The following is a 20803-nucleotide window of genomic DNA, read 5'->3' as shown; positions in this document are numbered from 1 at the left end:
TTGCGCGCCGTGAGGGCGGGAGCTCCCCTGCAAACGGCAGCCAATAGCCGGACAAGAACGGCCCGTCCCAGAGGAAACGACCCATCATCGCCTTGGCCGACAGCCCGAAAGTCGATCGTGAAAAGGGACAGCATCCGTATGCCAGCAGCCAACCGCGCGTTGATGATCGCCCTGACCTGGCTTGGCGTGACGGCCCCGGTCGTCGTGCGAGCCCAAGCCGCGCCCGCGCCCATGACCGCGTCGACCGAGGCGCCCAGCGGCCTCGATCGCAACGGACATCTCCTGGCGATCTCCGCGCCAAGCCGGGCGGGCTTCAGCTATGTCCGGCTTGAAAGCGGCGTCCAGGTTCGCCTCGACGGCGTCACCAAGAACATCATCTTCTATGCGCCCAACACCGTGCGGGTGAACGCCAACCTCGGCCGCAACTATTGGACGGCGTCCAGCCTGGTCGTGATCGCGCCGCCCGGGCCCGTGGCGCTCAAGATCGCAGAAACGCCGACCACCCTGACCCTGGCCAGCGCCAAGCTGCGGGTCGAGGTCAGCAAGGCGACCGGCGCGCTGCGGTTTTTCGATGCGCACGGCAAGCTCTACACCGAAGAAAGCCGCGCCACGCCTCAGAGCCTGACGGCCCGCACCATCTCCGAAGCGCCCACGTATGAGGCGCAGAACAGCTTCGCCCTGCGTCCGGACGAAGCGATCTACGGGTTTGGCTTCACGGCCGACAGCGCCAGCAACCGACGCGGCAAGGACCTTCTGCTGGTTCAGACCAATGTCGGCATCATCATTCCCGTGATGATGTCTTCGCGCCGCTACGGCGTGATGTGGGACACCTATTCCCAGATGCGCTTCAAGGAGAACGCGGGAGAAGCGACCCTGTGGGCCGAGAGCGCGCCCGGCGGCGTCGACTACTACTTCATGGGCGGCGACACCCCGGACGCGGTGGTCGGCGCCTATCGCGATCTCACCGGCCAGGCCCCGATGTATCCCAAGCAGGCATTCGGGCTGTTCATGAGCAAGGAGCGCTACAAGACCCAGGACCAACTGGTCGAGGTCGCGCGCACCTTCCGCAAGGAGGGCTTCCCGCTCGATTACATCGTCCAGGACTGGCAGTACTGGGGCTCGGACAAGGACGGCAGCTGGAGCGGCATGACCTGGGACAAGGTCCGCTATCCCGACCCGGAAGGGATGGTCCGCGCCATCCATGATCTCAACATGAAGCTGATGGTGTCGATATGGCCCTCCATCGGCGACGACACCGCCCTGGCCCACGAACTCGACGCCCAGGGCCTGCGCTTCAAACCGCTGCACTGGATCTCCAAGCACGCGCGGGTCTACGACGCCTACAGCCCCCTAGGCCGAGAGATCTATTTCAAGCACATCAAATCCGGCCTGCTCGACAAGGGCGTCGACGCCCTCTGGATGGACGGCACCGAGATCGAAGTCTCCAGCGCCATGTGGAACGCGGCGGACAACATCCGCGACACCAAAGCCCTTGGCTCCAACGCCTTGGGCGATTTCACCCGCTATCTGAATCCCTATTCGCTGATGACGACCCAGGGGACCTATGACGGCCAGCGGGCGACGTCCGACAAGCGTGTCTTCACCCTCACCCGCTCGGCCTGGGCGGGGGCGCAGCGCACCGCGGCGGCGTCGTGGAGCGGCGACATTTTCGCCAGCTGGAAGACGTTCGCCGAGCAGGTCGCCGGCGGCGTCAACGTCACCGTGACCGGAAATCCCTATTGGACACAGGATACCGGCGGCTTCTTCGTCAGCGAGTTTCCGGGCGGAGAAAGAAATGCCGCCTGGCGCGAACTCTATGCGCGCTGGGCGCAGTTCGCCGCGTTCAACCCGATCATGCGCATCCACGGCACCAACGTCGAGCGAGAGCCCTATCGGTTCAAGACGCTCGCCCCGCAGGTCTACGCCTCGCTGCTAAGCAGCGCCCGGCTGCGCTACCGGATGCTGCCTTACATCTACGGACTTAGCTGGCAGGTCACCTCCGCCGGTTACACCCTGATGCGGCCATCGATGATGGATTTCCCGGACGACCGGGCGCTCGATCGGATCAACGACAGCTTCATGTTCGGCCCCGCCTTCCTGGTCCATCCGGTGACGCGGCCGATGTACCACGTGACGGCCCCGCCATCGGCGCCCGTGCCCAACGCCAACCTCCGAACGCCCGACGGCAAGGCCGGCCTGGCGGTGCGGTATTTCGAAGGCGAGAACTTCGAGACCCCGAAGGGCGCGCTGGTCGACGAAAAGGTCGATCACGACTGGCCGGACCCGCCGCTGGCCGAAATCCCGGGCGGGCTGACCAGCCTGCAGCACTTCTCCGCCCGCTGGGAGGGCGCGATCGTCGCGCCGGAGGACGGGGAGTACGAGATCGGCGTCGCCGGCAACGACGGCTTCCGCCTGTTCCTCGCCGGCGAGAAGGTGATCGACGACTGGTCGGCCGGCGCCGAACGTCAACGGAACGTCAGGCGGATGATGAAGAAGGGCGAGCGCCTGCCCTTGCGGATCGACTACCATCAGGTCGACGGAAATCGCGTGTTGCGGCTGACCTGGCGCAAGCCCTCGGATCTGCGCGCGGCGGCCAGCGTCGAGAACGCGCCACGCAACCTGACCGTCGCCACCTATCTGCCCAAAGGCGCCGACTGGTACGACTTCTGGAGCAATGCCCGCCACAAGGGCGGCGAAACGGTCTCCCGCGACGCGCCGCTAGACCTGATACCGCTCTATGTCCGCGCCGGGTCGATCGTTCCCATGGGACCGGACGTCCAATACGCCACCGAGCGGCCCGGCGCCCCTTACGACGTGAAGGTCTATGCCGGGGCCGACGGGCGCTTCACCGTTTATGAGGACGACAACGAGACCTACGCCTACGAGAAGGGCCAGCGCGCGACCTATGATCTGGTCTGGAACGACAAGGCGCGAACCCTGACCATCGGCGCCCGCCAGGGATCCTATCCGGGCCTGGTCAGGCAACGGCAGCTGGATGTCACGCTGATCGTCGGCGCTCGAACATCCGCGCCCGTCGAGATCAAGCGTCGCGTGATCTATGACGGGGCGGCCAAGACCGTCAGGTTCGGCAAGACCGGCTAGCGCGCGACGCCCCCAGGCTGGAGGCGTCGCACGGAAGGTGGCGGTCTAGTGGGGCAGGATGTCCTCGCCAGTCACCGACAGGCCAAGCTTCACGGTCTTGGCGTGGCCTGGCTGGCCGCCGCCCAGATGGACCGTATAGGAGCCTGGGACGACCTTTCGAACGCCGTGATCGTCCACCTGGGACAGGCGGCGCGCATCGAGATCGAAGGTCACCAACCGGCTTTCGCCGGCCGTCAGGTGGATGCGCGTAAAACCGGCGAGCGTTGGAGCGGCCTTGTCGCCGGGCTTTTCCACGTACAGCTGCACGACCTCGTCGCCGTCGCGACCGCCGGTATTGGCGACCCGGACCGAGACCTGAACGGCGGCGCCCGCCTTGATCGCCGCGCTCGACGCCGTCGGCGCGTCATAGACGAACTTGGTGAAGCTCAGCCCGTGTCCGAACGGATAAAGCACCGGCTTCTTGAAATAGCGGTAGGTGCGCCCCGTCATCGCATAGTCGCCGAACGGCGGCAGGTCGTCCGCGGACCTGTGGAAGGTGATCGGCAGGCGTCCCGCGGGACTGAAGTCGCCAGAAAGAAGGGCGGCCACGGCCGCGCCGCCTTCCCCGCCCGGATACCAGGCCTCGACGATCGCGGGGACGTTCTTGTCCGCCCAAGTCACGGACAACGGGCTACCGTTCATCAGCACCAGCACGACGGGCTTGCCGGTGGCGTGAATTCGCTCCAGCAGCTTTTGCTGAGGGGCTGGCAGATCCAGGCTGGTCCGGTCGCCGCCGGCGAACCCGTCGGCTTCCACCTTCATCTCCTCGCCCTCGATGCGCGCCGACAAACCGCCGACGAAGATGACGACGTCGGCCTGTCGCGCCGCGGCGACGGCGTCGTCGCCATTCGCCGAAGGTCGGCTCCAAACCAGCCGCTGATCGCCAGTGGCGTCGCGCTGCACCGCGTCCACGCGCAGAGCGTATCGCTGTCCGGCCTTCAGCTTTACGCGGCCGGACGCGATCGATGGCGCGTCGCCGACCTGCCACTCGTCGACGATCAACTGGTCGTCGATCCAGATCCGATAGCCGTTCTCGCTGGCGAACCGAAGACGGTACTCTCCGGTCTCGGGCGCGGTCAGATAACCGGTCCAACGGGCGCTGGCGTTCTTGTCCTCGCCGCTCCAGCTGACCCGCGCGTTCGGCTCCACGCGGACCGCCTCGGTCCCGCTGAACGCCGGACCGGAGAAGTACGAGGCCTTCAGGCCCTTGGTCGCGCAGTCGCCGTCGGCGCACAGGGCGGAATCCGGCACGGGCTCCTCCGCCGGCCCGATCAGCCCGGAACCCTCCGCGAACAGAACCTTGGACGCGGGAAAGCGCGCGCGAACGCCGTCCAGCACGGTCACCGGCTTCGTCGGCCGCCCATAATAGTTGCCTACCAGCACGTCGTAGCTGTCCGCGTTCGGCCCAATGACGGCGATGGTCTTGGGCGGCGTGGACAGCGGCAGCAGATCACCGTGGTTCTTCAGGAGAACCATCGAGTCCTTCGCCATCTGGAGCGAAAGCGCGCGGTGATCTGGCGTGTTGTAGTCCTGGGCGGTGATCCCAGGAAACACAGTCCCCCGCGGATCGAAGAGGCCAAGACGGATGCGGGCCGTGAACAGCCGCTCCAGGGCTTGGTCGACCGTCGCCTCGGGCATGAGACCGGCCCGAACCGCGGCCACGATGTTCTCGGGCTCGGTGGTCATGTTGTTGCGATAGTCGCCGCAGATCAGGTCCGTGCCCGCCTTGAGGCTGGCCGCCACGCCCTCGGGCGCGGTCTTGGTGTAGTGCAGGCTGTCCTCGCGATAGACGTTGGCGACCGCCCCACAATCGGAAACCACATAGCCCTTGAAGCCCCAGTCCCGCCGCAGCGTTCGCGACAGAAGGAGGTCGCTGGCGCAGCCGGGGACGCCATAGACGGCGTTGTAGACGCACATGACCGACTGCGCGCCACCCTCGGTCACCGTCGCGCGGAAGGCGGGAAGATAGGTGTCTTCCAGATCATGGGCGGAGGGATGCACATCCTCCCGGTGCCGGTTCGATTCCGGGCCGCTATGCACGGCGAAGTGCTTCGAGGTCGCGATGGTCTTCAGATACTTCGCATCATGCCCTTGCAGGCCGTGAATGTACGCGATGCCCATCCTTCCCGTGAGATAGGGGTCCTCGCCGTAGGTCTCCTGACCACGCCCCCACCGCGGATCGCGGAAGATGTTGACGTTCGGCGACCACACCGTCAGTCCACGGTAGAATTCCGCGCCGCCGTCCGGGTGAACCCGTTCCAAATACTTCGCGCGAAATTCGGTGCTGACCGCGTCACCGACCTGCTCCATCAGAGGCGCGTTCCACGACGCGGCCATGCCGATCGCCTGAGGGTACACGGTCGCGATACCAGCTCGCGCGACGCCGTGAAGGCCTTCGTTCCACCAATTGTATTGCGGCACGCCCAGACGAGGGATCGCCGGCGCGGCATGACCCAATTGAAGCGACTTCTCTTCCAGCGTCATCCTGCCGACGAGGTCTTTGGCGCGCTGCTCGGGCGTCAGGTTCGTATCGCTGTAGGTCGGGGCCGTGTCGGCCGGCGCCACGGCGCTCGCGGAAACGGAGGGCGTGGCCAGCAAAGCCAGCGCGGCGATCGCCCGCACGCCAAAATCCAGGCCGGACAACCGCCCGGCTCCCTTGAAGTCGCGTTTCATGGCCGTCCTCCCGCGCGCTCTTGGTAGCGCTATCATTTACGCAATCACTGCCCGAACTCCGCCGTCTTGTCTACTTTTCCGACAGACCCGGAGCGCCGGCGATGGCCGCCTATTTGACGAGGGCTTTCTTCACGGCGCGCACCAGCTGCTGGCGGTCGATGGGCTTGTTCAGCCAGCCGGTCGCGCCGGCGGCCTTGGCCTGCCCCTTGATCTCTGGGTCGGCTTCGGTGGTCAGGAACAGGATCGGCACGCCGGCCCCGGCAGGACGCTTGCGCAGCTCGCGGATCATGGCCAGCCCATCCATGACCGGCATGTTCAGGTCGGTGACGATCAGATCGAAGCCGCCGGCCCCGCTCTTTTCCAGACCGTCCTGGCCGTTGACGGCTTCGGTCACGACGTAGCCCTCACCGCTCAGAGCCATCCTGACGGTTTGACGAATGCTGACGGAGTCGTCGACGGTGAGAATCGCGGTCACGGCTCTTCTATCCTGCTCTCAAAGCGCCTTGCCCGCGCAATTTGCCAAACCGTTGTTTAGCAAAAAGACTTAAGATTGCGTTGTTCAACGGCTGACCGGCTTGGCGGTCGGATCGGGCCCTGTGACGCGCCCTAGCGAGGGCGCATCAGTCTTCGAGCTGTCTTTCGACCAGCCGCATCATCGCCTCGTAATCTTCCCGGCTGCGCTCCTCGCCGCCCAGGAGCCTCGTCGAAGCATGACGGGTGGTCCGGAAGACGATCATCTGTCCCGTCAGGGAGAGCGCGCGAATCATGTCGCGGTGCTCGGCCGCGCGCCCCTCCAGGGCGGCGATCAGATCCGCCAGGGTGGTGATGTAGGGCTTGGTGAGATTTTCGTGCAGAACGTCGATGGCGTGGGTGGGATTGAGCTGTTCGCGCAGCAGGATCCGCGCCCAGTCCAGGCTGCCGTCTTCGTTGTGAGCCTCAAGAAGCGCGCGCAGCATTTTGCTGATGGTCGCGACCAGCACCGGACGGTCCACGAGGCCTTGCTGCAGGATCTCCCGCCCCATCCTCTGGGCGGGACCGATGATCTCCATCCCCGCCCGGGCGATGTCGTTGGCGACGGCGAGATAGAGCCCCTCCTTGCCCCTGAAGTGATATCCCACCATGGCGACGGTGACGCCGGCCATGGCGGCGATCTCGCGAACGCTGGCCTCCTCGTAGCCGCTGCGTGCGAACACCTTGACGCCCGCCTCCAGCAGGCGGCCGCGTGTCAAGGCCGCGTCTTCACGCGCGCTCTCTTCGGATCGACGTCTCATCGATCGGACGATGTTGCGACCCGGTCGCGAAGTCAAACGCCCGATCCCCAGGCGGGCCCGCAGAAAAACACCCTTGGTAGAAGCGACCGCCCTTACCCGCGCAAGAAAATATTAACCCGGATGCTAAACACGGGTTTTGCATAACTTGCGCGTGGAGACGGCTCGGGCATCGGGGCGAGAACGGCGCATCAGCTGGAGCTGCGTTAAGCCTTGGAAAACCTCAAGATCGGCACGAAGATCTCGATCCTTGTCATGGCCCTTGGGCTGATCTGTCTGGCCGTGGCCGGCTACGGGGCGAGGCAGGTCATTGGCCTCGACAGCGCTTATTCGGTGATGACGGACGATCGTTTACCGGCGCAGGTCGCGCTGGTCCGCGCCAATCGCACTATCAGCCAGATGGGTTATTCGACGGCCTTGAGCGTCATGAGTTCGGATCCCAGGCATTCGTCCGAAGCGATCGCCGACTACAGGAAGGCGCGAGCCGGCGCAGCGAAAAATCTCGAAGCGGCGGCCGAGGGCCTGCCGGATCAGGCGGCCGACTTCGCCGAAATGAGGGAAAAGCTGCGACGCGCCATGACGGCCATGGACGGCGCTGTCGCCCTGGCCGAGCAGGGCCGCAAGGCCGAGGCGAGGGCTGAGTTGGAGAAGGCCGTTCCGGTCATCGCGGACTACACCACCCTGAACATGAAGATGGTTGATGAGAGCGTCGACAGCGTCGGGACCGAGTCGGACGCCTTGAGCGCCTTCTCGAAACGGACGGCCTGGAGCCTGCTGGTCATCGCAAGTCTGGCCGTGGCGGCCGGCGTTGGCGCGGCCCTCTGGATGTCGGCGACAGCCATCGCCCGTCCGCTGAAGCGCCTGGCTGGCGACATGGAGGGCCTGGCCGGCGGCGACCTGGACGTCATGGTCACAGGCCAACAGCGTCGCGATGAGGTCGGGGTCATGGCTCAAGCCGTCCAGATCTTCAAGGACAACGGTCTCAAGGCGCGAACGCTGGCGGCCGACGCCGAGCGGCTGAAGATCGAGGCCGACGCGGCCAGCGGCCGAACCGAGGAGCAGCGACGCGCCAACGAGGCCGAGCAGAGCATGGTCGTTTCGACCCTGGCGACCAGCCTCAGCGGTCTGGCGGCCGGCGACCTGACCACCCGCATCGACGCCCGCTTCGATGGCCAGTACGCGCAGATCAAGTCCGACTTCAATGCGGCCGTCGAAAGCCTGCGCACCGCGATGACGGCGATCTCGGAATCCACCAGCGGCATTCGCGGCGGCTCGGAGGAGATCGCCTCGGCGTCCAGCGATCTGTCGCGGCGCACCGAACAGCAGGCCGCCAACCTGGAAGAGACCGCCGCGGCGCTGGACCAGATCACGGCGACGGTCCGGGTCAGCGCGGACGGCGCCCGCCAGGCCTCGGACGCCGCGGCCCAGGCTCGACGCGACGCCAGCAACTCGGGCAAGGTCATGCGCGACGCCGTCTCGGCCATGGTCGAGATCGAGCAGAGCTCCAGCCAGATCAACAGCATCATCGGGGTGATCGACGAAATCGCCTTCCAGACCAACCTCCTGGCCCTGAACGCCGGGGTCGAGGCGGCTCGCGCCGGCGAGGCCGGCAGAGGGTTCGCCGTGGTGGCTCAGGAAGTCCGCGGCCTGGCCCAACGCTCGGCTGAGGCGGCCAAGGAGATCAAGGACCTGATCGCCGGCAGCTCGGCTCACGTCTCGCGCGGCGTCAAGCTGGTCGGCGACACCGAGCGGGCGCTGAACGACATCGTCGACAAGGTCGCCCAGATCGATGGCCTGATCGGCCAGATCGCCCAGTCGTCCCAGGAGCAGGCCACGGGCCTCAACCAGGTCAACGCGGCGGTGAACCAGATGGACCAGGTCACGCAGCAGAACGCGGCGATGGTCGAAGAGGCCACGGCCGCCGTCTCCAACCTCAGGGGAGAGACCGGCAAGCTGGTGGGACTGGTCGCCCGGTTCAACGTCGAGCAGCACGCCTCGGCGCGCCCGCAGCCGTCCCGACCCGGCCAGGACGCTTCGGCGCAGCTCACCGTGGCCCAGGCGCAGGCCCGCGTCGCCACCTTCGCGCGCCGCCACGCCTAAAGGGTTTCGGCGAAAGCCGGCCGGAGCAGGTTGTCGAAGGCGGTGGACCAATCCGCCGCCTTCTGCGTTGGCAGCCAAGCATGAAAGGACTCCGGCCCATGACCACGCGCGTCGCCCGTCCCCTGGTATTTGTCGCCCTGGCCCTCGCGATTCCCTTGTCGGCGCCCGCCAAGGCTCAGGAGATGCCGACGGTGATGCCGAACAACTACGTGATGTCGGACATCCTGAACCGGCAGCGGGTCGACTCGGCGATCAATTCGAGGCGTGGCGGCGACGCGCGGTCGGCCCAACGGCCGGCGTCACGCCCGTCCGCGCCGCCGGCGGGCTCCCCGGGACATCCCGCGGCCGGCGATCCAGCCTTGACCCAGACCACCTACCGCGCCTCGCCCGAGGTCAGCGCGCGCGTGCGCCAGCAGTTCGCCGACTGGATGGGCAAGCAGGCCGGTCCCGACGGCGGCCGCCAGATCGCCCAGGCCATGGCGCGGCGCGACCCAGTGCGAAACTGGGCCCAGATCGTCGGCGCCGACGGCCTGCGGCCAGGCGACACCGCCGACGCGATGGCCAGCTACTGGATTCTCAATTGGGTGATGGCGAACGGGGCCGACAACAACCGCGCCCAGGCCCAGGCGGTGCGCGAGCAGGTGCGGCGGATGATCGCCTCCAACCCCGGCTATGCCCGCCTGAATGAAGCCCAGCGCCAGGAGCTGTCCGAGACCCTCATGCTGAACTTCCTGGTCCAGCACGCGGCCTATGTGGACGCCATGAAGCGCGGCGACCGCGCCACCGCCGGCCAACTGGGCGACGCGGCCGTGGTCCGCTTTCGCAACGAGATGGGCGTCGACCTGCGTCGACTGGACCTGACTGACGACGGCTTCATCCAGGCCGGCTAGGCCGGGTCGCGCGACAGGGCGCGGACAGATCTGCCTTGCCGGAGGATATGCGACAGCTCCTCGACCGAATACGGTTTGTGCAGAAGGGGAAAGCCGTGATTGGCGTCCAGGGCCAATACGTGGCTGTAGCCGCTCGTAAGGATCACCGACACCGCCGGCCAGCGCGTCCTGATCGTCTTGGCCAGCTCGACACCGCCAACCCCTGGCATGACCACGTCGCTGAACACGATGTCGAACGCGGCGTCATGCTCCAGCCGCTCCAAGGCCTCGGCGGCGTTCGCCGCCCATTCGGTCTGGTAGCCCAAGTCTCGCAGCAGCTGAGTGGAGAATTCGCCAATCGCGGCGTTGTCCTCGACGATGAGCACGCGGCCCTCATGACGGGCGCGCGGCGCGACAGGCGCCGCCTGGGTCGAAACGGCGGGCCCGCTCACCCGGGGCAGATAGACCGTGAACGTGGAGCCTTCGCCGCGCCGGCTATCAACCGACACGTCGCCACCGGACTGCTTGGCGAAGCCGTAGACCTGGCTCAGGCCCAGCCCCGTGCCCCGCCCCACGTCCTTGGTCGTGAAGAACGGCTCGAAGATCTTGGCCAGATCGCTCTGCGCGATGCCCTCACCGTGATCGGCGACCGAGACGCTGACGAAATCGCCACGGCTGGCGGCGTGACCCCGGATCGCGGGAATGACCTCGACCTCGTTGATGCGAATGGCGAGCCGCCCCTCGCCGCCCATGGCGTCACGGGCGTTGACGGTCAGGTTTATCAGCGCCGTTTCGAATTGGTTGGCATCGGCCTCGATCACGCATTCGGGGCAATCGACCTTGATCTCGAGCTGAACGCGCGCCCCCAGGACCGAGCGCAGGATATCTCCCAGGGCCTCGACCCTGGCCGCGACATTGAAGCGTTCGGGCTTTAGCGCCTGGCGCCGCGAAAAGGCGAGGAGCTGGCTGGTCAGCTTGGCGGCGCGGTCGGCCGTGTCGGAAATCGCGTCGACATACCGGCGTCGGCGTTCCGTCGGCAGATCGCGACTGCGGAGAAGGTCGGCCGACGAGCGGATGACGGTCAGCAGATTGTTGAAGTCGTGAGCCACGCCGCCGGTCAGCTGACCGATCGCCTCCATCTTCTGGGCCTGCCGCAAGGCGTCCTCGGCAAGTCGCAGTTGCTCGGCCTGAAGCTTCTCGTCGGTGACATCGCGGCCATAGCCATAGATCAGGCCGTCTTCGAAGGCCGTGTTCCACGAGATCCAACGCCATTCGCCGGACTTGGTCCGGTATCGGTTCTCGAACCCCGTGACCTGCGCGCCTTTCATGATGCCGTTGTGGGTCGCGCGCGTGATCGCCGCCTCCTCCGGGAAGACGAAAGCCTCCATCGGCTGACCGATCACGTCCTCGACATCGTGGCCCAGAATGCGTGTCCAGGCGGGACTGACCGCGCGAAAGATCCCCTCCCCGTCCACCACGACCATCAGGTCGCGGGCATTGGTCCAGATACGGTCGGAGCGGCGGCGCTCGGCCTCGACGCTGCTGGCCTGGGCGAAGGCCCCGGCGGCGCGATCGACGATCAGGTTCGCCAGGTCCATCAGGCCGTCGTCGCCCCGGCGGTGCGGGTTGAGCCCGAGCACCAGGGTCGCCGCCCGTTGACCGCCCGCCCCGGGGATCGGCAGGATCAGGGCGCGGGTCGGGGGAATGGCCCACGCGCCCGTCGGATAGTCCTCGCCTTCCAGCGGGAAGTCCCGTGGCGCATCGCGCCCCTGCAAAGGCCAGGACCGTCGTAGCAGCGTGCGCGCTTCGTCCGTGGCGGCGCACCCGAACAGGCCGCCCAATGAATCCTGCCCGTAGGCCAGGGCGAACGGAAAGTCCTCGGTGTTCGTGGCCAAGGCGTCGCACAGCCCCTGGACCACCGCCTCGTGCGTCACCGCGCCGATCAGGCACTCGCCCAGCCGACGCACCGTCTCCAGGCGCCGCTCGCTGATCACGCGTTCGGTCTCCTCGGTGACGATGCACATCAAGCCGCGGATCTCGTCGCCGTCGCGCAGGGGGCTGTAGGAGAAGGTGTGATACGTCTCTTCTGGATAGCCGCTCCGCTCCAGCAGAAGCAGAAGCGCCTTGTTCCAGGTCGCCTTCCCCTCGAGCATGACCGAGCGAACCTGAGGCAGGACATCGGCATAGACCTCGCGCCAGACCTCATGGAAGGGCTGGCCCAGCGCGGATGGATGCTTGACGCCCAGCGTCGGCACGTAGGCGTCGTTGTAGAAGAAATGCAGCGCCTCGCCCCAGCCCAGCCACATCTCGAACCGCGACGTGAGCATCATGCTCAGCGGAACGGTCAGGCCCGACGGCCAAGTCTCCGGCGGCCCCAGCGGCGTTCGCGACCAGTCGAACGCGCGCATGCGACGAGCCAACTCGCTATCGCCCGGAAACACGCTGAAGAGATCGAACTGGTCTTTGCTTGACATCGCCATCCCGCCCAAGCTTGCCAAACGTACCCGGTCCCGAAAGGCTCCCCGCCAAGGGCGCGTCGAACCAAGGCGGGCTCAGTGAGTTCCTTGGAAATGGAACAGCGGTGGCCTGCCCGTTTGTGGATCGTCCGTCACGGACAGAGCGCGGGCAATGTCGCGCGAGACGCGGCCGATGCGGCGGGCTTGGCCCGCATCGACATCGCCGATCGCGACATGGACGTGGCCTTGAGCGAACTCGGTCATGAACAGGCGCGCGCCTTGGGACGCTGGTTCGCTCGGCTGCCGGCGGACGAGCGTCCCTGCACGGTGATGTCCTCGCCGTACCTGCGCGCCGTACAGACCAGTCAAGCGATCCGCGACGTCGGGGGGCTCGTCACGCCCACCCGAAAGTTCTGCATCGACGAGCGCCTGCGCGAAAAGGAGTTCGGCGTCCTCGACCGCCTGACGCGTCACGGCATCGAGATGCAGTTTCCAGAGCAAGCCGAATTCCGGCGACTGCTCGGCAAGTTCTATCATCGCCCGCCCGGCGGCGAGAGCTGGTGCGACGTCATCCTGCGCCTGAGGAGCCTGATCGATACGCTGAGCCTTCATCACGGCGGCGATCGCGTCCTGATCGTCGCCCATCAGGTCGTCGTGCTTTGCCTGCGCTACCTGCTCGAGGGCCTTAGCGAGGAACAGATCCTGGCGATCGACCGCGAGGCCGACATCGCCAACTGCGGCGTCACGGAATACCGGTTCGACGCCCGCGGCGGTCCGGACGGCGAGCTGATCCTCGCGCGCTATAACTTCACCGCGCCCCTGGAGGAAGAAGCCGCCCCCGTCACCGCCCAACCCGACGCCAACGTGGCCGCGCGATGACGAACATCGAAACGATCGACGCGGATTGGATGCGCGCGCATCCGCTTCCGGAACCTGGCGATGAAGGCAAGCATGGCCGAGGCCAGGTCCTCGTGGTCGGCGGCGGCGCCGAACTGGCTGGCGCCGCCATGCTGGCCGGGGTCGCGGCCCTGCGCGCGGGCGCGGGAAAACTGCAGGTCGCCGTGGCCAGGGAGGCCGTCGCGCCGCTCAGCGTCGCCTTGCCCGAGGCGCGGATCCTGGCGCTTCAAGGCGACCAGGCCGACACGGCGGCCGGTCTGGTCATGGAGCACGCCGCTCGATGCGACGCGCTGCTGATCGGCCCAGGGATGATGGATGACGGCGCGGGACTGGCGGCGGCGCTTCTGGCGCTGGAGACACGCGATCCGGTGGTCGTCGACGCCGGCGCCCTTGTCGCCGTGCCCGCCGCCCGGCGCCAGCCGAACCTCGTGCTCACGCCCAATGCCGGAGAGATGGCGCGGCTGCTGGACATGGACAAAGGCGCGGTCGACGCCGACCCGCTGGCGGCCGGCCGCCAGGCCGCGCGGCGGTTCGAGGCACTCGTGGTCATGAAGGGCGCTTCGACCTTTGTCGTTTCACCCCAAGGCCGGGCCGGCCGCTATGCCGGCGGGGGTCCTGGGTTGGGGGTGTCAGGATCGGGCGACGTTCTGGGCGGACTGATCACGGGCCTGCTAGCGCGTGGCGCGACGCCCTTCCAGGCGGCCGCCTGGGGCGTTTATCTGCACGGCGAGGCTGGCGCGCGTCTGGCCGCCAACCTGGGCAAGCTGGGGTTCCTGGCCCGCGAGATCGCCGACCAGGTCCCACCTATTCTGTCGAGCTTCTGAGGTCGACGTCCGTCAGCCGAGCGACCTCGCCCTGCCGCGCGACGAGCTTCATGGGCTTGCCCCGGATCCAGAGCCGGTCGACCTCGATCGCTTGCCATCCCGCCGGCAGGACGACGGGAGCCTGGGACCAGGTTTCCAAGGCCTCGCCATTTGGTTCGAGACGCGGAAAGCCGAGCAACAGGCTGTACAGAAACCCGCCCATGTTCGCGAAGAAGGGGCCGGCTCGCGTCTGTTCGGGGAACCGATCGGGACGGTATTCGAGGATCTGCCCAAAGCGGCCGCTCTCGAACCTGGCGTATCCCTCCTCCAGCAGCTTCACCGACAAGGCGCGGTCGCCCATCCGCGCGGCCCAGGCTCCACGGGCTGATGGGTTTGGACATGGCGTCCTCTTGGCTGGCTTAGGCGCGTGATCAACTCCGCCATCGGGTGAGAGGTTCACGATCCGCGCTTTTGATCAGGCGTTGGCCATCCGCTTCGACGCCGCCGCCCCCTCCCAGCCCACGCTTCGCATCGTTCGGCGGATCCCCAAGCGGCGGTGTTCCGAAGGCCAAGGTTCAGGGCCGTCACAAACATCAAATGAATGCCCTCGTCGTTATGGGATCGCCGCACCGCCAACGGGAGCTGGGGTTTTCAGCGCCTTGGGTCTGAGACGGGTCGCCGACATTGGAACGTCGTCAGAACACCTTCGTTTTTCGAACTCACCGCCATAGGGGCGGGCCAATTCAATAGGGGTCGGGCCGTGCGCGCGGCTCGCGTCATCGCCCGCCCTCTTCATTCGTTCGGAGTACGAGCATGTTCGGTGGCGATCGTCTGTCGCGCCTTGGCGTTTTTAGCCCGCAATTCCCCGACGCCGAGGCCCTGCACAAGGGCCTGGCCCACTGGAACCACCGCCGGCTCTCGCCGCGCGCGCCAGCCGTCGACTGGCGGGAAGAACTCATCGACGAGGGCAAGATGAGGCGCCTGGAAGGCGAGTTCATCGAAGCTTTCCGCGATCACGTCGCTTCCCTCGTCGACGAGGTCCCACAGGACGCCGAAGGCTTCGTGGCCTGGTTCGAAACCCTGAAGGACCACGGTCCTGGTCAATGGGATCCGCTGTTCGACTGGCTGGAGGGCGCGGCCTCGTTCGAGGATCTCAAATGGTTCCTGACCCAGGAGGCCGCCGGCGAGGCCGGCTTCGACGACCTGGTGGCCCTCACTCAGGTCAAGGTTTCCGACCGCGCCAAGCTTGAGCTGGCCCGCAACTACTGGGACGAGATGGGCCGAGGCAACGCCAAGGGCATGCACGGCCCGATGCTTTCGCGAACGACGGCGACCCTGGGCCTGACGCCGACCATCGACACCACCCTTTGGCAGTCGCTGTGCCTGGCCAACACCATGACCGCATTCGCGACGACCCGCCGATACGCCTGGCACTCGATCGGCGCCCTCGGCGTGGTCGAACTGACGGCCCCCACCCGCGTGGCCTGCGTCGACGCTGGTCTGAAGCGCGTCGGTGTCTCGCCCGAAGCCCGGAAGTATTTCGCGCTCCACGCCCAGCTCGACATCGAGCACTCCAAGGCCTGGAACGCCGAGGCGCTGATCCCGCTGGTGTCGGAAGATCCGTCGCGGGCCCGGTTCATCGCCGAGGGCGCGATCATGCGCCTGATCTGCGGCGAGCAGTGCTTCGACACCTACCGCGCCCACCTCTGGGCCCACACCCATCCGCTCGTCTATGCGGCCGAGTAGGGAGGCGTCGATGGCATGCGTGTTCGAGGTCTCCCCATTCGACGGAGGCTGGGCGGTCAAGCTGTGCGACACCGGCGAGGTCCTGTTCTTCGAGACTGGCGGTCAGGCCGAACGGGAAGCCAGACGCCTCGCGGCGGCGCATCCTGGCGGCGCCCGCGTCCGTGTGCTGGATCTGCGGCGCGCTCTGGTCGGCGAGTGGCCCGCGGCCTCGGTAGCCCCGATCGCGCCCGCCCGTCCCCTCGGAACGCCGGCATGAACCCGATCGCTCAGTTTCCGGAGCCTGGGCCGATCATTCGCTTTTCGATCCGTCCAGACGGGCTTGGAGGCTGGCGTTGGGAAACACACGGTTCCGACGGCGCGCTGCGCGCTTGCGGCCTGAGCCCGACGCGCAGGATCGCCGCGGCCTTGGTGATCAAACACATTGTCCAGGCGCGGACCTCGCTTGCGGTCGCGCCCGCGCCAACGGCGAAGGCGGCCTGAAAATGCGTGTGCCATAAGCCCACGATGGCCGCGCGTGTTCCGCCGCGATCATTTGACGTCGCAGGTCAGACCGGATCGCTCTGCAGCCGCAGATAGGTTGGATCGAACGCGCCCAACTTCACCAAGGCGTCCCAGTCGTTGAGCGTGACCTGCCCGGCCTTCCACTCGACCAGCCCTTGTCGGCGCAGTTCCATCAGAACCCGGTTGATATGCACCTGGGTCAGTCCGAGGACGTCGCCCAGATCGGCCTGGGTCATCGGTAACGGGAACCTGTGATCCGACGCCAGCCCGGCCGCTTCCGTACGGCAGTAGAGCTCGCAAAGCAGATGGGCCAGACGGCTGGCCGCGTTCTGTTGGCCCATAGTGACCAGCCACTGGCGATGGATGGCGCCGTCGACCACGGTTTCCAGCCAGAGCAGCCGGGTCAGGTGGGGATGGGTCTCGGTGAGACGCCGCAAGGCGTCGTGGGCGGCCGGCGCGATGACGCAGTCCGCCAGGGCCACCACGCCATGGTCCATCTGACGCATCAAAAGGCTATGCAGGTCGACGAAGTCACCGGCCACGTTGATTTCGGTCAGTTGCCGCCCGCCGTTGGGCGTCAGGCTGAAACGCGCGCAGAAGCCGCTGACCACGAACGTGCTGAAGCTGGGCCGGTCGCCGGGCTCGACGATCGGCCGGCCGGCCGGCACGGTTCTGATGGGTCCGAGCAGACCCATCAGGGCGTCGCGTTCGGCCGCGGAGATCACGTCGCGACGGGACATCTTCTCGATCAAGGGCGTGATCGTGGGTGCTGAAGACATGACGTTCAACAGACGAACCTTCTGATTGGGATCCTCTCGCCGAAACAAAGATCGCGGCGAATAACCTAGGTTAACGCGCGTCACCGTCGGTCGGCCTATCGCATCCGGCTCACGCGGAGACTTTCTTGCTCGTCGGTTGGTTCATTCGTTGCGTCGCTCGCGTCGCCGCCGCCACGGCGGCCTTTCGCGCGCCTAAGGGCGGGCGCTCTTGAACCGTCTTTTGATCGCCAGCCTCGACCGCTTTGGCCCTTTGCGGGAGGGTGTTCGCGAACGGCTTGCCGCTTGCGCCGTAAGCGCCGAGACGTTTCAGGCCGGAGACCTGATCTTCGCCGCGGGCGCACGTTCGCAGCTGCGCCTGCTGGCCCGCGGTCTGGCGATCAAGGAAATGGCGCTGCCGGACGGCGCTCGGCAGATCTATGGAATCGCGACCCCAGGCGACCTTATCGATCTCGGCGGGCTCTTCACCGGGATCGATCACGGCATGCGGGCCTTGGGGCCATGCGAAGTCCGCAAGGTCACGCCGCGCGAGCTCAAGTCCATGCTGCAGGATCACGCCAGCCTGCTCGGCGCCCTCTGCCGCGCGACGCTGACCGAGGCGCGGACGCAGCGAAACTGGATGGTCAGCCTCGGCCGCAGGTCGGCCGTGGCGCGCACGGCCAATCTGTTGTGCGAAATCTATTGGCGGCAAAGGAGCCTGGCCTTAGCCAAGGAGGGCGAATGCGCCTTTCCGGCGGTTCAGGTCGACATAGCCGACGCGCTGGGCTTGTCGGTGGTCCATATCCACAGGGTGCTGCGCGCCTTGCGCGAGGATGGATTGGCCAGTTTGCGCAACGGGGTGCTTCGCATCCAGGACTGGGATCGCCTGACCGCCGTCGCCGGCTTCGACCCCGAACTTCTACGTCCGCAGCGTGACCAGGAGGATCCGCCGCCGCCCTTTTCCGACAAGGGCGTTGGCCGGAGAGGCCAATGATCAATTGATCGCCGCCCCTCGCCTTCCGCTCGCTCAAACGGCCAAAAACCCGAAGTGAGCGAATGGGAGGGGAACGGTCGCCGGCGCGACGCCTTGCCTGAAGGCCAGTTCGCCCGTGATCGCGGGGTCTGGGACCAAGAATGAAGCGGCTTTATCGCCGCGACCGAAAGCGAACGATGCGGCCATGACTAGCTATCACTTCGACATCGTCAGTGACGGCGCCACGACGACGGAAATCGTTGAAGCCTTCGATGACGACGCGGCGATCCGCCAGGCTTTGCTGCTCGTGTCGGAGATCGTTCGCGACCACGCTCTGTCCAATGATGGCGCGGTGACCGTGAGGCTATCCGTGCGCGACGAGGCGAACATGGTGATCTGGAGCGGATCCGCCTCTGGCGACCAGGGCGGCTGACGGACGCGCCGCGATGGCGGCGCGCCCTGCCGATCAGTAGGTGACGTCGTTTGCCTCAAGGAATCCTTCGGCGTCGAGATCGTTCTTGATCTCGCGATCCCACACGCGCAGCTGGCCGCATGCCCGCAGGAATTCTGCCACGTCCTCGACGGTCTCCAGCAGGACGACGCCCTCGTCGCCCTGTTCGACGCCAGCCTTCTGGAACAAGGTCTTGGCCGACGCCGTGTGGCCGATGAACTTGCCATGAGCGAAGGCGTCGTTGACGAAATCGAGCGCCGTCTTGTCCTTGGAAAGCGTCTTGGCGCCCGCCTCCGACACGACCAGCGCCACCGCGTCGTAGAGAACCGACGGCCCGCCATCGATCTTCTGTTTCGCCTCGACCAGCGTGCCGTCGTCGAGCTCCGCGCCGGCGATGTGCGGCGCGACAATCTCGTAGACGGCCTTCAGCGCCTTCACGCGCTCGGTCAACGCGGTCACCAGCGCCGACGGCGCGCCATCGGTGACGAGGATGCCCAGCTTGCGCCCCTCGAACGTCCCCGGGATCCGCTTGACGATGCTGAGCGCGTCGGAGGGCGGCAGATCCATCCGGGTCGGCCGTTGCGCTCGCGCGGGCTCGGGCATGGTCTTCATGCCCAGGCCACTCGCCACGGCCTTGGCCAGTTTCTCGTCGATGTTCAGCAGATGGCCGACCATGCGCTGGCGGATGTCGACGCGTTCGCACTTGGAGAGTTCGAAGACCAGGGCGTCTCCGATGTGCTTCTGCTCGATCGGCGCCTGGCTGATAAAGAATTGCCGGGCCTGGCTGTAGTGATCGCCGAACGACTCGGGCCGCAGCTGCCCCTTCTGGCCGCTCACCGGTTCGGCGAAATGGCGATAGCCGGTCGTCGGGCTCTCGCGCGGACCACCCCACGTGTTGGGCTCGTAGTTGGCGCGGCCCTTGGGGTTGCGCATGGCCATGTGGCCATCTTGCTGGAAGTTGTGCATCGGACAGCGCGGCGCATTGATCGGGATATGCGTGAAGTTGGGGCCGCCCAGCCGCTTCAGTTGGGTGTCCAGGTACGAAAAATTCCGGCCCTGCAGCAGCGGGTCGTTCGAGAAGCCTATGCCGGGAACGACGTTCTGGGTGCAGAAGGCTACCTGCTCCGTCTCGGCGAAGAAGTTGTCGACCAGTCCGTTCAGCACGAAGCTGCCGATGATCCGGACCGGAATCTGCTCCTCGGGAATGATCTTGGTCGGATCCAGCACATCGAACTCGAACTGCTCGGCGAAGGCGTCGTCGAACAGCTGCACGCCCAGGTCCCATTCGGGCGGCGCTCCAAGATCGATGGCGTCCCACAGATCGCGGCGGTGATAGTCGGGGTCGGCGCCGTTGATCTTCACAGCCTCGTTCCACATCACCGACTGCAGCCCCAGGCGGGGCTTGAAGTGGAACTTGACGAAGGTGCTGCTCCCCTCGGCATTGATGAGCCGGAAAGTGTGGACGCCGAAGCCTTCCATGAACCGGAAGCCGCGCGGGATCGCCCGGTCCGACATGGTCCACATGATCATGTGCATCGACTCGGGCGTCAGGGTGATGAAGTCCCAGAAATTGTCGTGGGCGGTCTGGGCCTGCGGGAACTCACGGTCCGGCGCGGGCTTGGCCGCGTGGACGAGGTCGGGGAACTTGATCGCATCCTGGATGAAGAACACCGGGATGTTGTTGCCGACGAGGTCCCAGTTGCCCTCCTTGGTGTAGAACTTGGCGGCGAAGCCGCGCACGTCGCGGGCCAGGTCGAACGAGCCCTTGTTGCCGGCCACCGTCGAGAAGCGCACGAACATCGGCGTCTGTTCGCCGACCTCGGTCAGCACCTTGGCGGTCGTGTACTGCGCAAGGGACTCGTTGAGGGTGAAGACCCCATGCACGCCGTAGCCACGGGCGTGGACGACACGCTCGGGGATGCGCTCGTGGTCGAAGTGGAAGATCTTCTCGCGGAAATGGAAGTCCTCGAGCAGGGCCGGGCCGCGTTCGCCGACGCGCAGCGTGTTCTGGTCGTCGGCGACCGGCACGCCCTGGGAGGTCGTCAGCACCTCGCCGCCCGCCGGCGCGATCTGGTGCGTTTCGCCGGCGGCGCCGGGTTGATTGTCGAAAGTCTGAGCGTGCGAAATCGCGCCCTGGTCCTTGCCCACGGTGCCGGCCATCATCGTTCTC

At 66.5% G+C, this 20803-nt stretch carries 17 protein-coding genes and 1 pseudogene; 11 read left to right on the top strand and 7 right to left on the bottom strand.

Going from position 1 to position 20803, the window contains the following annotated elements; genetic code table 11:
• The first annotated feature begins 138 nt into the window (after positions 1–138).
• Positions 139–3102, top strand: a complete 2964-nt coding sequence (locus MZV50_RS11050; protein ID WP_354668933.1) for a glycoside hydrolase family 31 protein — start codon at positions 139–141, stop codon at positions 3100–3102.
• A 45-nt stretch (positions 3103–3147) separates the two neighbouring features.
• On the opposite strand, the gene MZV50_RS11045 is transcribed toward MZV50_RS11050, so the two are convergent.
• The 3 genes from MZV50_RS11045 to MZV50_RS11035 form a co-directional block, all read right to left on the bottom strand.
• Positions 3148–5814 carry a glycoside hydrolase family 3 protein gene (locus MZV50_RS11045; protein ID WP_252634621.1) on the bottom strand — a complete coding sequence of 889 codons (2667 nt, stop codon included), beginning with the start codon at positions 5812–5814 and terminating at the stop codon, positions 3148–3150.
• 109 nt (positions 5815–5923) lie between these two features.
• On the bottom strand, positions 5924–6289 hold the full coding sequence (locus MZV50_RS11040) for a response regulator (RefSeq protein WP_252634620.1): 366 nt from the start codon (positions 6287–6289) through the stop codon (positions 5924–5926).
• A gap of 145 nt (positions 6290–6434) precedes the next feature.
• Positions 6435–7043: a CerR family C-terminal domain-containing protein gene (locus MZV50_RS11035; RefSeq protein ID WP_252634619.1), complete on the bottom strand. Its 609-nt coding sequence runs from the start codon at positions 7041–7043 to the stop codon at positions 6435–6437.
• Positions 7044–7295: 252 nt separating this feature from the next.
• Between MZV50_RS11035 and MZV50_RS26710 the strand changes: the two are divergent.
• The 3 genes and pseudogenes from MZV50_RS26710 to MZV50_RS11025 all read left to right on the top strand — a co-directional run.
• Positions 7296–8045: pseudogene (locus MZV50_RS26710) on the top strand (MCP four helix bundle domain-containing protein); the annotation flags it as partial.
• A complete protein-coding gene (locus MZV50_RS26705; RefSeq protein WP_436792226.1) occupies positions 8028–9182 on the top strand; it encodes a methyl-accepting chemotaxis protein in 1155 nt (384 codons plus the stop codon). The pseudogene MZV50_RS26710 and the gene MZV50_RS26705, both read left to right, overlap by 18 nt.
• A 98-nt stretch (positions 9183–9280) precedes the next feature.
• Positions 9281–10072 (top strand): DUF6683 family protein, encoded by a 792-nt coding sequence (locus MZV50_RS11025; protein ID WP_252634617.1) that lies wholly within the window; start codon positions 9281–9283, stop codon positions 10070–10072.
• Here MZV50_RS11025 and MZV50_RS11020 read toward each other — a convergent pair.
• Positions 10069–12525, bottom strand: coding sequence for an ATP-binding protein (locus MZV50_RS11020; protein WP_252634616.1), 2457 nt, complete (start codon positions 12523–12525; stop codon positions 10069–10071). The two genes, MZV50_RS11025 and MZV50_RS11020, sit on opposite strands and share 4 nt — an antisense overlap.
• A 96-nt stretch (positions 12526–12621) precedes the next feature.
• Between MZV50_RS11020 and MZV50_RS11015 the strand changes: the two genes are divergently transcribed.
• Both MZV50_RS11015 and MZV50_RS11010 read left to right on the top strand, forming a co-directional pair.
• Positions 12622–13386: a histidine phosphatase family protein gene (locus MZV50_RS11015; RefSeq protein ID WP_252634615.1), complete on the top strand. Its 765-nt coding sequence runs from the start codon at positions 12622–12624 to the stop codon at positions 13384–13386.
• Positions 13383–14228, top strand: a complete 846-nt coding sequence (locus MZV50_RS11010) for an NAD(P)H-hydrate dehydratase (RefSeq protein WP_252634614.1) — start codon at positions 13383–13385, stop codon at positions 14226–14228. Before MZV50_RS11015 ends, MZV50_RS11010 begins: the two co-directional genes overlap by 4 nt.
• On the opposite strand, the gene MZV50_RS11005 is transcribed toward MZV50_RS11010, so the two are convergent.
• Positions 14209–14568: a hypothetical protein gene (locus MZV50_RS11005; protein WP_252634613.1), complete on the bottom strand. Its 360-nt coding sequence runs from the start codon at positions 14566–14568 to the stop codon at positions 14209–14211. The genes MZV50_RS11010 and MZV50_RS11005 overlap by 20 nt on opposite strands.
• Before the next feature lie 452 nt (positions 14569–15020).
• Here MZV50_RS11005 and MZV50_RS11000 point away from each other — a divergent pair, with 452 nt between their 5' ends.
• Genes MZV50_RS11000 through MZV50_RS10990 form a run of 3 tightly spaced genes read left to right on the top strand, consistent with a single transcriptional unit; the run spans position 15021 to position 16433 of the window.
• Positions 15021–15953 (top strand): iron-containing redox enzyme family protein, encoded by a 933-nt coding sequence (locus MZV50_RS11000; protein WP_252634612.1) that lies wholly within the window; start codon positions 15021–15023, stop codon positions 15951–15953.
• 10 nt (positions 15954–15963) lie between these two features.
• Positions 15964–16209 (top strand): hypothetical protein, encoded by a 246-nt coding sequence (locus MZV50_RS10995; RefSeq protein ID WP_252634611.1) that lies wholly within the window; start codon positions 15964–15966, stop codon positions 16207–16209.
• Positions 16206–16433, top strand: coding sequence for a hypothetical protein (locus MZV50_RS10990; protein ID WP_252634610.1), 228 nt, complete (start codon positions 16206–16208; stop codon positions 16431–16433). Before MZV50_RS10995 ends, MZV50_RS10990 begins: the two co-directional genes overlap by 4 nt.
• A 65-nt stretch (positions 16434–16498) precedes the next feature.
• On the opposite strand, the gene MZV50_RS10985 is transcribed toward MZV50_RS10990, so the two are convergent.
• Positions 16499–17194, bottom strand: coding sequence for a Crp/Fnr family transcriptional regulator (locus MZV50_RS10985; RefSeq protein WP_252634609.1), 696 nt, complete (start codon positions 17192–17194; stop codon positions 16499–16501).
• A gap of 247 nt (positions 17195–17441) precedes the next feature.
• Here MZV50_RS10985 and MZV50_RS10980 point away from each other — a divergent pair, with 247 nt between their 5' ends.
• Complete coding sequence (locus tag MZV50_RS10980) at positions 17442–18203, top strand: Crp/Fnr family transcriptional regulator (RefSeq protein WP_252634608.1); 762 nt, start codon at positions 17442–17444, stop codon at positions 18201–18203.
• Between the two features lie 184 nt (positions 18204–18387).
• Positions 18388–18615 carry a DUF6894 family protein gene (locus MZV50_RS10975; RefSeq protein ID WP_252634607.1) on the top strand — a complete coding sequence of 76 codons (228 nt, stop codon included), beginning with the start codon at positions 18388–18390 and terminating at the stop codon, positions 18613–18615.
• Between the two features lie 33 nt (positions 18616–18648).
• Here the strand turns inward: MZV50_RS10975 and MZV50_RS10970 are convergent, their stop codons facing one another.
• Positions 18649–20793 carry a catalase gene (locus tag MZV50_RS10970; RefSeq protein WP_252634606.1) on the bottom strand — a complete coding sequence of 715 codons (2145 nt, stop codon included), beginning with the start codon at positions 20791–20793 and terminating at the stop codon, positions 18649–18651.
• Between the last annotated feature and the right edge of the window lie 10 nt (positions 20794–20803).

The organism is Caulobacter segnis (assembly GCF_023935105.1).
In the GTDB taxonomy this organism is placed as follows: Bacteria; Pseudomonadota; Alphaproteobacteria; order Caulobacterales; family Caulobacteraceae; genus Caulobacter; species Caulobacter segnis_B.
The sequence above is the reverse complement of the archived record's forward strand: the minus strand, read 5'-3'. Positions and strand labels throughout refer to the sequence as shown.